At 35.1% G+C, this 12,522-nt stretch carries 14 protein-coding genes; 13 read left to right on the top strand and 1 reads right to left on the bottom strand.

What is annotated here, in order from left to right; translation table 11 throughout:
* Positions 1-112: 112 nt before the first annotated feature.
* From Q0K80_RS02005 to Q0K80_RS01980, 6 genes are all read left to right on the top strand, one after another.
* Positions 113-1,093, top strand: coding sequence for a ribose-phosphate diphosphokinase (locus Q0K80_RS02005; protein WP_294602414.1), 981 nt, complete (start codon positions 113-115; stop codon positions 1,091-1,093).
* Between the two features lie 141 nt (positions 1,094-1,234).
* Positions 1,235-1,918 carry a TetR/AcrR family transcriptional regulator gene (locus Q0K80_RS02000; RefSeq protein ID WP_294602413.1) on the top strand — a complete coding sequence of 228 codons (684 nt, stop codon included), beginning with the start codon at positions 1,235-1,237 and terminating at the stop codon, positions 1,916-1,918.
* Positions 1,919-1,929: 11 nt separating this feature from the next.
* A complete protein-coding gene (locus tag Q0K80_RS01995) occupies positions 1,930-2,760 on the top strand; it encodes a hypothetical protein (RefSeq protein ID WP_174794794.1) in 831 nt (276 codons plus the stop codon).
* 47 nt (positions 2,761-2,807) lie between these two features.
* Positions 2,808-3,281: a nucleoside 2-deoxyribosyltransferase gene (locus Q0K80_RS01990; protein ID WP_294602405.1), complete on the top strand. Its 474-nt coding sequence runs from the start codon at positions 2,808-2,810 to the stop codon at positions 3,279-3,281.
* A 193-nt stretch (positions 3,282-3,474) separates the two neighbouring features.
* Complete coding sequence (locus Q0K80_RS01985; protein ID WP_187156886.1) at positions 3,475-4,065, top strand: hypothetical protein; 591 nt, start codon at positions 3,475-3,477, stop codon at positions 4,063-4,065.
* 2 nt (positions 4,066-4,067) lie between these two features.
* A complete protein-coding gene (locus Q0K80_RS01980) occupies positions 4,068-4,835 on the top strand; it encodes a nucleotidyl transferase AbiEii/AbiGii toxin family protein (RefSeq protein ID WP_294602365.1) in 768 nt (255 codons plus the stop codon).
* A 218-nt stretch (positions 4,836-5,053) separates the two neighbouring features.
* Here Q0K80_RS01980 and Q0K80_RS01975 read toward each other — a convergent pair whose 3' ends face one another.
* Positions 5,054-6,058 carry a CAP domain-containing protein gene (locus Q0K80_RS01975; RefSeq protein ID WP_294602363.1) on the bottom strand — a complete coding sequence of 335 codons (1,005 nt, stop codon included), beginning with the start codon at positions 6,056-6,058 and terminating at the stop codon, positions 5,054-5,056.
* 123 nt (positions 6,059-6,181) lie between these two features.
* Between Q0K80_RS01975 and Q0K80_RS01970 the strand changes: the two genes are divergently transcribed.
* The 7 genes from Q0K80_RS01970 (at position 6,182) to Q0K80_RS01940 (ending at position 12,518) form a co-directional block, all read left to right on the top strand.
* A complete protein-coding gene (locus Q0K80_RS01970; RefSeq protein WP_294602361.1) occupies positions 6,182-7,204 on the top strand; it encodes a helveticin J family class III bacteriocin in 1,023 nt (340 codons plus the stop codon).
* Positions 7,205-7,372: 168 nt separating this feature from the next.
* On the top strand, positions 7,373-8,458 hold the full coding sequence (locus tag Q0K80_RS01965; protein ID WP_294602359.1) for a D-alanine--D-alanine ligase family protein: 1,086 nt from the start codon (positions 7,373-7,375) through the stop codon (positions 8,456-8,458).
* Between the two features lie 25 nt (positions 8,459-8,483).
* Positions 8,484-9,257, top strand: a complete 774-nt coding sequence (locus Q0K80_RS01960; RefSeq protein WP_294602355.1) for a transcriptional regulator — start codon at positions 8,484-8,486, stop codon at positions 9,255-9,257.
* 133 nt (positions 9,258-9,390) lie between these two features.
* Positions 9,391-10,506 (top strand): YibE/F family protein, encoded by a 1,116-nt coding sequence (locus tag Q0K80_RS01955; RefSeq protein WP_294602353.1) that lies wholly within the window; start codon positions 9,391-9,393, stop codon positions 10,504-10,506.
* Positions 10,503-11,273: a YibE/F family protein gene (locus tag Q0K80_RS01950; protein ID WP_294602350.1), complete on the top strand. Its 771-nt coding sequence runs from the start codon at positions 10,503-10,505 to the stop codon at positions 11,271-11,273. Before Q0K80_RS01955 ends, Q0K80_RS01950 begins: the two co-directional genes overlap by 4 nt.
* Positions 11,260-12,078 (top strand): alpha/beta hydrolase, encoded by an 819-nt coding sequence (locus Q0K80_RS01945; RefSeq protein WP_294602347.1) that lies wholly within the window; start codon positions 11,260-11,262, stop codon positions 12,076-12,078. The genes Q0K80_RS01950 and Q0K80_RS01945 overlap by 14 nt, the downstream gene beginning before the upstream one ends.
* 176 nt (positions 12,079-12,254) lie before the next feature.
* Entirely contained in the window at positions 12,255-12,518 is a 264-nt protein-coding gene (locus tag Q0K80_RS01940) for a hypothetical protein (RefSeq protein ID WP_046324173.1), read from the top strand.
* The last annotated feature ends 4 nt before the right edge of the window (positions 12,519-12,522 follow it).

The following is a 12,522-nucleotide window of genomic DNA, read 5'->3' as shown; positions in this document are numbered from 1 at the left end:
AGCCGAAAGTATCTTCGGCTTTTTGTTTGAATTATTACTTTTCTAGGCACTAAGGACTTTTTTGGTTATAATAGACTTGCAAAGATTGTATTTTTTAAAAAACGAGGTAGCTATGAACAAGGAAGAACTTCTTCAGTTAATGCACCCAATGAAGCTAATTGGGCTGGGCGGAAATCCCGCTTTAAATGAAAAAATTGCGCAAATATTGAAAAAGCCATTAATCGAAACTGCTGTGCAGCATTTTAGCGATGGCGAAATTCAAGTTAATATTGGCGAAAGTGTCAGGGGGTGTGATGTTTTTGTCATTCAGTCAATTCAAGATCCTGTAAATGAAAACTTTATGGAATTAGAAATTGTTTTAGATGCCTTGCATCGTGCTTCAGCGCATAGGGTTAATGTAGTAGTACCATATCTGGCTTATTCACGCTCAGATACCAAAACTCGTTCACGGGAACCAATTACTGCTAAACTCATAGCTAATTTATTACAAATTACTGGTATGGATCATTTAATCGCACTTGATTTGCACGCTTCACAAATCCAAGGCTTTTATAATGTTCCAGTTGATCATTTGCACGCTATGCCATTATTAGCGCAATATTTTATTGATAATGGCATCGCTTCTAAAGACGAAGACGACATTGTCGTTGTTTCACCGGATCATTCTGGTGCTAAACTTGCTCGTAACTTTGGCCAGTGCTTTGATGCTCCCATCGCAATTGTAGATCAGCGCCGTGCCCGTTATGACGCTGATGTACATGATATGATCGGTGATGTTAAAGATAAGAAATGTATTATTGTAGATGACTTAATTGATACAGGATCGCGTATTTCCTCTTCAACCAAGTCAGTTTTAGCAGCAGGCGCTAAAAAAGTATATGTTGCTGCCACACACGTACTGCTCTCACAAAACGCGCTCGAAGTTCTAAATGAATTACCAATTGAACAAATTGTAGTGACTGACACAATTAAGCATAGCCATTATCCGGACAGAATGGTTCGTATTTCTGTTGATTTGCTTTTGGCGCGAGGAATTAATTATGTATATAATGATCGCTCAATGCATTTGTTAAGTGAAAGTGATTTAAAGTAAAGACATATTAAATGGCTTACTGCTAACATTTTTCTCTTTAGTATAAATTATAAGCATATAATATACCGGTGCCTTTTTTGTTTATTTATTCTATATCATTGGTATAATTAAGGCAAAATGTATAGGAGCTGAGAAAACATTATGGCACGACGTAAAAATTATAAAAGAAGACGTACAATTTTAAGTAATACATTTCACTTAATTAGAGAAAATGGAATGGATAGTGTTTCATTTCAAATGATTGCAGAAAAGTCGGGGATTTCCAAATCCTTACTGCAATCATATTATCCCCATAAATCAAACTTGATTACTGATGTAGTGCGCAATATTCTTAATACATTAGATAAGCAGGTGCAAAAATTTGGCGTTAGCAAGGAAGAGGAAGTTTGTGCTCGCACTAAAGCCTTTATTTATGCAATTGAAATGCTGGGGATCAAAGATGAAGGTCTTAAGCGCATTATTACAGAGGTGTTTAAAAGTAACGAGTCGTTAGATTTTTGGAGTAATACCATTAATGATTGGTTAAAGGAGAAACAGCTATTTAACCACGTTGACTTTGATCCGAAAGAAGTACGGCTGGGGATTGCTTTTGCCGTGACAGGTATCAGTCGTCTATATTATGACAATAAAGATTATGACGTTTCTCCTGAGGAAATAGCAGATTATGGTACAAAATCATTTATGTATAGTTTCTTACATTGCTCAGAATCTACTATTGATAAGGCGCTTAAAGAAGGTCATGAAATTATCGAATCTACCGATATTAAGACCATACATCATGCAATAGATACAATGTTTGATGAAGACAAGGAGATTGTCTGTTAGAAAGGAAAAATATGGCAAATGGCGCGCGAGATGGTTTGCACAGAATAAATAAAGAGCAGAACGAGGATTATAAAAAAGTTCTGTCCTTTATTATCTTTCTGATTGTGTCGCTAACCATGATTACCGCTACTTTCCTAAATCCCTTTTTCATGAAAGGGCAAATTAGAAACAATAGCAATGAGGCTGTAGTTGTCAGGCAGATCAACAAGCACTTTGATACTTTAGCAGAAATAATTGGTGCTAATAAAAATGGCAACGCTAATTTGTTGACTACTAAGCAAACACAGCCAATTGCCGACCATATTATTGACTATACATTGGGTATACCATGGTTTAAATTCAGTAATATGAAATTAGCCAAGCAGATTTTGCATGACATTGATTTAAATGTTGATCAAGGCGTATCTAGTGATGCTCAGTTAGTACAAGAAAAACTAAAAGAGCAGGAAAACAATGCCCCATATGACGTAATAGATGCTTTTAATCTGAATACGGTTACACTTGGGGGCAACGTGGCTTTTATTTTATTAATCGTTAATGTAATTATACTGATAATGGCTATTATTAGTTTGCGGTCATTAATAAGTGATATGAAGTTATTTTTAAATTCGAAAATGCTGACCCACGAAGTTACCGCGTCTGGTATGTGGGCAGGGTTTTGGTTAATATTAATTGCGGGCGTATTGGCAGTTATTCCCGTAATTTTTAACGTTGAAAGTTTAGCTGTATTAGGTTATGTATTGGAAATTAGCAGCAGTATTTTCCTAGATTTTGTCATTGTAGGTGTCATTCTTTATATCCTAAGCGCAATTCCGTGGGAAATTAGCTCGCCAAACAATTAGAGTGATTGGCTTAAAGCAACTAATTACTTTTACCAAAGGAAGTTCAAATGAAAATTTATTTTGCAAATGCCTTGTTTTCACAAGCAGAAATCAATTATAACGCGCAATTAGCGACAAAGATTCGGCAAATAGATGATGCCATTGATTTATATTTACCTCAAGAAAACGCGTCAATTAATGATAAACAAGCGTATGCTGATTCTAAAATGATCGCCCAGGCAGATACCGCAAAATTACTCAATAGTGATTTGATGGTAGCGGTTCTTGATGGACTTAGCATTGATAATGGTGTTGCCAGTGAAATAGGTGTGGCTTATGCAAAAGAGATTCCTATAATTGGCTTATACACTGATACACGCCAACAGGGCGCTATTAATCAAAAAAAGCTACATGCTCTAACTCAGATTGCTGAAAACCAATTTCATTATGTTAACTTGTATACTACTGGTTTGATTAAGCTTAATGGAACCATAGTTAATAATGAAAAAGATTTGTTGACTGCTGTTGCGCGCTACCTCTAAAGTTTTACTCAGTTCAAAAAATATCTACTTAAAGATGCAAATAACTCTCTGAAAATAGATATTAATTCGTTTTAATAAGAACCATATTTCACTTATGTTTCGAAATATGGTTTTTATTTATTTAATTTTATCTATATTATACCCCAACATTTTATATAATGGGGTATAATGTAGATAAGAGAATGTGACTAAAATGACTAGAAAATCTGAATTGGAAAATTTGTTGAAACAAAATAACTATGTGCTGTCTAGAAAACAACTCACAAAGAAAAACTTTTCAGGACAACAAATTAAGAGCTATCTTAATAACAATACGTTAATTTTGATTGATAAAGGAATTTATGGTAGTCCAAACCATTTGGAAGATGCTTTTTATACTATTCAGCTTAGGCTCAAGAAGGGAATAATATCGTTGAGGTCTGCACTTTATTTATATGGTTTGAGTGATCGTGTTCCAGATAAAATTGATCTTACCTTTCCGAGAGGATATAAAAATTCAAAGCTAAAAGAACAAATTGTGCCTCATCAACAAGTACTTCAAATGTATAATTTGGGTATAGAAATAGTAAAAACTCCTAGTGGAAATAATGTTAGGGTTTATTCTATTGATCGAACTATGGCAGAAATACTACGACCACAGAATCACATTGATCCTGAAATAATAAATAAGGCTTATAAGCAGTATTTAAAACAGCCGAATAAAAATATTGCCAAATTGCTGTACTTTGCAAGAAAATTCAAAACTGTTAAAAAAGTTCAAGAATACCTAGAAATATTGCTATAAAAATGAATGATAAATTTCGAAGTTTTACTAATAATCAACAAATGATAGCTCATATATGTAAACTGGTAAAGGATAATAATACATCTACACAGGTAATTTTGGAGGAATTTACTTTAGATGATTTTGTAAAAAGAATAGCCAAATCAAAATATAAAAACAATTTAATCTTAAAGGGTGGATTTTTGTTGTCAAGTTTAATTGGCGTTAATAACAGAACAACAGAAGATATTGATACAGATATTAAAGGAAAGAATTTGACTTCTTCCGAAGCAACAAAAATGGTTGATGAAATTTGCAATATTATTCCAAGTAAAAGTGACCCAATTGAAATTAAAAGAGTTGGTAATGTACAAAAGATACATGAAGGAGCTGAATATGTTAGGAACCGAGTTCATTTACTGGGCACTCTATATAAAAAATCTAAGGCCAATATCAAAATAGATATTTCTACCGGTGATATCATAACCCCTAAAGAAATCAAATATGAATATAATTCTTTGATCGATGATAGTTCAATAGAAATTTTTGCTTATAATAATGAAACTATCATTGCCCAAAAACTAGAAACAGTATTTAGTCGCAGTACTGCTAATACTCGAATGAAAGACTTTTATGACATATATATGTTAAACAAGCTTAGAAAACTAACAGATTATAAAAAAATAAAGCTGAACTTACCCATAGCTAGAACTGCTTTAGAAAATACTGCTAATTCAAGGAACAGTTTTAATGAAATTTTTGAAAAAGTAAATAAAGAAAATTATTTATAGCAAATTACATTAAATGACATAAAAAGTAGTAAGGCAATGCGAGATAAATGGGAAAATTATACCCACCAAAAAGCTTATGCCCAAAAGGTAAACTTTCAGGATACTTTGAATGCAATTGAAGAACTTATGTTGGAACTTTTTAAATAGCTGATTGTTTTCATTATTTAATAATGAAAACACATGGTCGTCATAGGACACATCATTTTCCGAGGTTTTTATTATTGAATTAATTCAGAAGGATTTTTAAGTTGAAACAGCTTAAAGGTATAACTGGTCAAACCCGAGATTTTTACTTCATATTCATGACCAACAACTAGCGGGATTGATCCAGGATAATAAGTGATAATAGTTTCAAAATTGCCATAGCCACTCTTACTGTAATTATGGACATTTTTAGCCTGATAAGTTTGGGCAGTATCCTTATCAGTAATGGTAATTATTGGATTGCCTTTAAAGCTTTGATCTGAAAGATAGACAGACCAGGCAATATTTTGACCTTGCAAAAGTTCAATTGGAAAAACATCGCTGCTAGGATAAGTTACCATTTCTTGGCTGGGAATACGAAAAACATCATCAGGATTAAAAACTTTTTGAACAGAATAGCGGTAGCCATTTTTACCATACGCAGCGCCTGCTCCAGTTGATGTTAGGCGTGTTGATAATAGCCATGCTCGGTGACCAGTGTCAGCGCCTGTTAAATTATATTGGTCGGTTAGCAGATCAGTAATAACATCACCAGCTGATTGGTCACTAGTATTGAAATTAAGGTTAGCTTTGCTCGAAATGTTGCGAGCTAGCTGCCAAACGTTTTTATTAATTACTTTCGGGCGCTTTTCAAAAGGCAGGCTATGTTGGTTAATCCTAGGGTTAGCATTAAGTGCGGCCAGTACAGCTGCAGTTTTTTGCGCAGCAATATTATCCTGAAAATTTTCTTTAATAGGGGTCAAGCCAAATAGCTGTCTATAATAGTTGGTGTAGGCTAATTGACTATTGAGGTAAGCAGGAACGAGTGTACCTTGTTTAAATCTGTTTTTAAACTGGGGTTTGCTCAGATAAAGATTATTAAAATTAAAAGTGGTATTATCAAGCTGTGCATATTCCTGTTGTAAATGGGTTACCTTATTTATTTCGTCAGGAGTGAATTCTGCCGCATAAACTTTGGTGTTACTAAATGGAAAAATGAAAAGTAAGCACAAGAGGGCAGTATAAATTTTCTTTATCATTTAAAGAGCTCTCCTTTCTTTAGTATAAATTATAAGGCAAAATTAAATTAACTATTATTAAGATTGAAAAAATAGTGATGTTTAATAATTTGTTGCACAAGGCTTTTATGAGGACAAAGTATTTTGATTAATAATGCAAATATGCAGCTGGCAAAAAATATCAGTATCAGCTTAAGGAGTAACTTAGATGATTGGGATGGGATAACCGGTCCGGTAGATAAGGACTTGCGTCAAGTAGTAGTTCAGAAAACTACTATCAATAATGGCTATGCTTATGCTTTGCAACATGTAGCTGGGGATACTTTTGTTTATCGTGGTCAAAATAACAGTAATGTTTCTTTTAATAAGCAATTACCGGTTTTACATCTAACTGGAACGGCTGCTGGTCATACACAAACTTTGGAGTATGCAGGAAGAAATGGGCAGTGGTTTATTGGCACCAAGCCAAATGATTTGAATTCAGGTTGGTCTAGCTGGTCTAAGCAAATTGCACGTATTGCAATTCCACGATATTTTAAGGTTACTGCAAATACTAAAATGCGGCCGCGATTGTCCAATTTAAATTATGCAGGAGCTGATTTTGGTGTCGGTTGCAGTGGAGATCAATTTGCACGTGTAGAAGTTGCTGTTTCTCCTAATTTAAATTACTTTTTAATAGCTTATGGGGATAATGACTTTACCGGCTATTTTGCACTCTACTATTTAAACGATATTAATAATGCGCTTGATGAAGCAACAACGTTAACTAAACATGTTGATATTACTACAATAAGATGTTTAGCTGCATTTAAAATACCAGATTTGTCTGGTCGCATGGGATTAGTAGGCTCGCTGCAGGGATTTGCCATTGATAATAACTGTAATATCTATATTTCCAGCCAGTTTGCAGACTACAGACTGGGCCAAAACCGCAAAATTGTTAAAATTCTTTGGAATGCAGTCAATCCGTCATATTGGGAACTAATTGATTTGTCTCAGAAAAATGAATTAGAGCTAGCCGGTTATTATACTGAGCTAGAAGGCATACAACTGATTAGCAGTAATGATATCTATTTGACTGTAGCCTACCACCAGTCTTTTGATCCGGTTAATCCTGGCAAGCATCCCACAAAAATAAATAAGCTTTATGAAATAACCTGGGAATAAAAAGGTATTTTTTTAATATAGTATAAATTTTTTGTTGATGATTTTGCCTTATACAAGGCTTTTTGCTTATAATAAAAATAATCCTAAAAAATTGTCTAAATTACAATTCTTCGGGTTTTTCTTGACGTATAATAAAAAGTTAAGAAATAATGCTAAGAGGTAAAAATAATGACTAAGAAAACACAAGTTGGTTTAATTTTTGGTGGAAATTCATCTGAATATGAAGTCTCAATCATGTCAGGCCACAATATTTATAATGCGATTGACCAAAATAAGTTTGATGTTCACCCAATTTGGATAACTAATGATGGCTATTTAGCAAGTGAAGAGGATTCATTTAAAGTTTTAAAATATCCTAAATACACTATTGAGAATCCACATGAAGTGGCCAATATTTCAAACTTAATTCAACTGCAAAATTTGCCGGAAATTGATGTTTTCTTTCCAATTGTGCATGGTAATTTAGGTGAGGACGGTTGTCTGCAAGGACTATTCAGAATCTTGAATAAACCTTTTGTTGGTGATGACGTGTTAGCTTCTGCTGTAACCATGGACAAGGAATTTACCAAAATTTTAGCACAGCGTGTTGGCGTTCCTGTTGCTAACTGGATTGCGATTAAACGCTTTGAATATGAAGATGCTGCTAATGCCAAACGCGATTATGATAAAGTCAGTGAGAAACTAGGCTCTGACCTATTTGTTAAGCCGTCAAACCAAGGCTCTTCAGTTGGCGTTCATCATGTTACCAATAAAGAAGAATTTGATGATGCTTTAGCTGACGCTTTTAGATATGATGACAAGGTCTTAATTGAAGAAACCATTCATGGTACGGAAGTTGAAACTGCTGTTTTAGGTAATGACAAGCCGATTGTTTCAGGCGTAGGCCAAATTATCAATGCGGCTGGGACTTTTTACAGTTATGAAAATAAGTATGATGCTGATTCCACTACTACCTTGCAAATTCCGGCAAAATTACCTCAAGAAATTGTAGATAAAGTTAGAGCAAACGCTTTAAAAGTATATCAAGTTACAGAATGCAGTGGCTTGGCTCGGGTTGATTCGACATTACGTGCCAGTGATAATAAAGTTATTTTGACAGAAGTTAATGCACTGCCCGGTTTCACTAATATTAGTATGTATCCTAAGCTGTTTGAAGAAGCAGGTATTTCGTATTCTGAACTGATTACCCGTTTAATTGGAAAAGCGCAGGAGCGTTTTGACCATAAGAAAAGCCTGTTACATAAAATTGGTTAATTAATTGTGCTAGGGAGTATATCTGATGAGTGAAGATAAGCATAATTTTGAAGAATTAACCGCACCTTCGGCAACAGCTAAACACCTGCACATTAGTGTTGCTACATTACGTAAATATTCTTTAATTGTGGAAAAAGTTACTAGTAAGCCTGATTATTATGCCAGAACAAAGCAAAATGCGCGTTTGTATAGCAAGCAGGATGTGCAGGACCTGGAAGATTTTCACAAATTGGCGCAGGATAACGGTTTAACCTTACAGGAAGCTGCTCAACAGGTTTTTGCGGTTACTGCTAAAAAAGATAAGCCTAAAAAAACAGAAGATGACAAAAAGCAGGAAGTAATGTCTACTTCTCAGATGGTGAAACTACTGAATGCTTTACAGCAAACAATTGGCCAGCAGAATACGGCACTGAGTAATCTGCAAAAACAGTTGGATCATATCGAAATGCAGAATAAACAGTTATTGGAAAAGCAAAAAGAGTTGGAAAAGCCTGTTCCTAAAACTACTAGTTCAACAGATGATTTTAGCGTTTTGCCTGATATTTCAGGAATCGTGACTAATGATGATATAACAGATGTTGACGAGATGCCTGATACTAAGCCACTAACTGCAGCTGCAAAGCGAGCTCAGGTTGCACAAGACGAAGAAAAGTCAAGCCAGCAAATGCATGAAGAAATTTTGGCTAAAGCTAAAGAAAACGCTGAGAAAGGTGCTAGTGCCAATACTCACCGGACATTAGCAGACATGCAGGTTGAGCCGGAAAAAACACATTGGTGGCAACGGTTTCTCGATATGTAGGTATAGAAGAAACGACTTTTAGTTAAAAGCCGTTTTTATAATATTTAAATTTTGCAAACTTAGCTTAAAATTTATGTTTAATGGCTGCTTTTAAGTTACAGTAGGTAAGTATAAATCGATTGGAATGATTTGGTTGAAAAAAATAAAAAAGCGCTACTTATTTGCGGTATTAATTGCAGCTATAGGCTTGATTCTAACAGCTTGTACCTATTTTGCGACAGATATTTATTCTAAAAATGATGTGGCTGTAATTACCGATACTAAGATTAAGGATACTTTAGAAGAAAAAAGTACAGATGTCTATGGCAATAAAGATGAAACCAGAAAGCAGGTCCTTCATTTAAAAGTTTTGTCAGGTAAGTTTAAGGGTCAAACCTATAAAACTATTAATATGTATTACCCCTCGCAATTAGTTACACAAAAATTTCGCGCGGGTCAAAGAGTGTTGGTCAATGTTAAACATGGTGAACCGGTTATTCAGGATCCCAAACGAGACTGGGTTTTGGTTTTAGCTTTGACTGTAATGTCAACGCTAATGGTTGCAGTTGCCGGTAAAAAATCATTTAACTTAATCGCGTCAATGATACTCAGCTGGATGATTTTTTATATTGTTATCATGCTGGATATCAAACTTAACGGCTCTTATATTGTCCTGCTGTTTGGTTTGGCTGATATTGTTTTTTCATTCTTTAGTTTATTGGTTGTTCAAGGCTTTAATCGTAAAATGCTGACAACGTGGCTGGCAACAATTTTAGGTACTTTTGTTTCTTTTGCACTGTGTTACTTGATTATGCGCCTGACTGGTGAATCGGAGATCAAATACGAAATGGGAGATTACGCCACCCAAGATCCTCGCGGCATCTTTTTAGCACAAACCTTGCTAGGCATTTTAGGGGCTGTAATGGATGAAGCTACTGATATTATTTCCAGTCTTTATGAATTAATTCAGACTAAAGCAGATTTAACTGCTAAGCAATTAATTAAAAGTGGACGTACTATGGGTCAGGAAATCATGGGACCTCTGATTAATGTTTTGGTGTTAATCTTTATGTCTGAAGAATTGCCAATGACAATTATCTATTTGCGCGATAATAACAGTTTGCGTTCCACCTTTGGTTTTACTCTTTCACTTGGTGTCACGCAGAGTATTATCTCAGCGATTGGTATAGTTTTAACAGTTGTCTTTGCCACTGGCTGCAGTCTGCTGTTTTTAGAAGAAAAAAAGCGGAAAGTGGGGACTGAAGAATGAGTACATTAACGGCCTTACTGATCGTGCTGGCAATCTTAATGACGATTGTAGGTGGAGAAACGGGAATTCGCAGTTTCTTTAGCGTTTTGATCAACACTTTATTACTAATCTTAGTCGCCATCTTGATTTCTTGGGGTATCAACATTCCTCTTTTGATTTTGATTTTTGTTCCTTTAAAATTGGTAACTATTATTTTCTTAGGCACGCATGATTATCAGGTTGCTAAAAATTCATTTTATTCTTCTCTGGTTGTTTGTTTAGCAGCCAGCTTGATCGTTCTGGGTTTTGAATGGCTGGCGCAAGCTGCCGGACTTGGACCAGAAGCTGGTGAAATTTTGGTTGGCTTGTCGCAAATGCCGGGCTTAAGTTATCCCTTAATTGCAGTAGCAGTTGCCATCTTTTCCACACTTGGCGCAGTGGCAGAAGCTGCTGTATCAATGAGTTCAGGTTTGCTGGAAATCAAAAAACATAATCCAGCAATTTCGTATGAAGATCTGAGAGCTAGCGGAGCCAAAATTGGTAATGACGTCTTGGGCACAGCAATGAATACTATTTTATTTGGAATGTTTGGCAGCTTCCTTTCATTATTTTTATGGTACATTCGTTTGAATTACACTTTAGGCGAAGTACTAAATGAAAAAATGTTTGTTAATGAAGCTTTAATTATAATGTATTCTTTAATTGGTGTATTATTAACAGTACCATTAGCAACAACCTTTTTAGCAAAAAACATGGTAAAAGTGGGGGAGAAAAATGAAAGTAAATGATTTAACATTAACTAATTTTAACCAGCGCAAGTTCAACGTGCACACATACACTTTGGGGTCAATTGGCGAGCTGGTAACACCAGAACACCCCCTGGCAATTGTTGTTCCTGGAGGTAGCTTCGATCATTTATCCCAAAGAGAAAGTGAACCTGTAGCGCTGGCTTTTAATAACCGTGGTTTTAACAGTGTGGTTATGGAATATAACCTCGTGCAAGATGAAGGCGATATTTACCCGGATGCAGGTCTGGACGTATTAACTACTGTTAAGTACTTTCGCGATCATGCGCAAGAATATCAGATTGATCCCAACAAAATAGTCACGATTGGCTTTTCCGCTGGTGGTCACGTAACTAGTTTTGCCAACAGCATGGCTAATTCTTCAAAGTATCAGAAAGAGTTTGGCTTTAAGAGTGAAGAAGTTTTGCCTAATAAAACTATTTTGGGTTATCCTTTAATTAACTTGACCAAAATTGGCTTTGATATCCCAGAAGATGAGCAGGATAAAGTTCCGCAAGATGAATTTATCAAGGATAGTTCTTTAGGCGTAACCACTAATACGCCAGCAACATTTATTTTTCATGCCTGGGATGATCCGGTGGTTCTTGTCACTAATACGTTTGAGTATGCAGCAGCTTTACATGATAATAAAGTTCCATGTGAAGTTCATATTTTCAATCGTGGTGGTCACGGTTTTTCTTTAGCACGAAAAGATATGGTAGTTAAAGGCAGGGAATGGCAAGAAAATCCGCACGCTGCCCATTGGTTTGAACTGGCACAGGAATGGTTAACAAGTGAATGGCAATAAAAGGGAGTACAGATTCTGTACTTCTTTTTGTTCGGATTTAGAAGTTTTAATTATAAAATTATAATAATACTCATATTAGAAATAAAAAATTTAAATTATTTTAAGCAAAGGCCTTGCATTTATTTCCAGAGGGTATATAATACCGATATTTAAATCGAAAGAAAGGACATGATTTTTTGAAGCTAACGAAGATAAAAATTTTAACGGCAGTTAATGGCTTACTAACTCTAAGTAGTCTAATCATGTTATTCTTTGGATTATGCAATCAAGTTAATGAGTCAAAGAATCTGCTAGAAGAAGAGCAAGCAATTTCGCTGGACAATAATAATATGATTATTTTGGCGGCTGTAGTTGCTTTAATGGTCTTCGGCTATGCATTCTTTGCTACTTGGTTAAAAGGTGAACCCGCAAAAGTTCATTTATTAAGACACAGAGCATAAGATG

The sequence above is a fragment of the uncultured Lactobacillus sp. genome, from assembly GCF_945290125.1.
In the GTDB taxonomy this organism is placed as follows: Bacteria; Bacillota; Bacilli; order Lactobacillales; family Lactobacillaceae; genus Lactobacillus; species Lactobacillus rizhaonensis.
The sequence above is the reverse complement of the archived record's forward strand: the minus strand, read 5'-3'. Positions and strand labels throughout refer to the sequence as shown.

Excerpts from the sequence above, each read along its gene's own strand:
- Q0K80_RS01950 (WP_294602350.1), top strand. The coding sequence starts at position 10,503 with ATGAGTACATTAACGGCCTTACTGATCGTGCTGGCAATCTTAATGACG.
- Q0K80_RS01980 (WP_294602365.1), top strand. The coding sequence starts at position 4,068 with ATGAATGATAAATTTCGAAGTTTTACTAATAATCAACAAATGATAGCT.
- Q0K80_RS01995 (WP_174794794.1), top strand. The coding sequence starts at position 1,930 with ATGGCAAATGGCGCGCGAGATGGTTTGCACAGAATAAATAAAGAGCAG.
- Q0K80_RS01975 (WP_294602363.1), bottom strand. The coding sequence starts at position 6,058 with ATGATAAAGAAAATTTATACTGCCCTCTTGTGCTTACTTTTCATTTTT.
- Q0K80_RS01990 (WP_294602405.1), top strand. The coding sequence starts at position 2,808 with ATGAAAATTTATTTTGCAAATGCCTTGTTTTCACAAGCAGAAATCAAT.
- Q0K80_RS01960 (WP_294602355.1), top strand. The coding sequence starts at position 8,484 with ATGAGTGAAGATAAGCATAATTTTGAAGAATTAACCGCACCTTCGGCA.
- Q0K80_RS01985 (WP_187156886.1), top strand. The coding sequence starts at position 3,475 with ATGACTAGAAAATCTGAATTGGAAAATTTGTTGAAACAAAATAACTAT.
- Q0K80_RS01945 (WP_294602347.1), top strand. The coding sequence starts at position 11,260 with ATGAAAGTAAATGATTTAACATTAACTAATTTTAACCAGCGCAAGTTC.
- Q0K80_RS02000 (WP_294602413.1), top strand. The coding sequence starts at position 1,235 with ATGGCACGACGTAAAAATTATAAAAGAAGACGTACAATTTTAAGTAAT.
- Q0K80_RS02005 (WP_294602414.1), top strand. The coding sequence starts at position 113 with ATGAACAAGGAAGAACTTCTTCAGTTAATGCACCCAATGAAGCTAATT.
- Q0K80_RS01965 (WP_294602359.1), top strand. The coding sequence starts at position 7,373 with ATGACTAAGAAAACACAAGTTGGTTTAATTTTTGGTGGAAATTCATCT.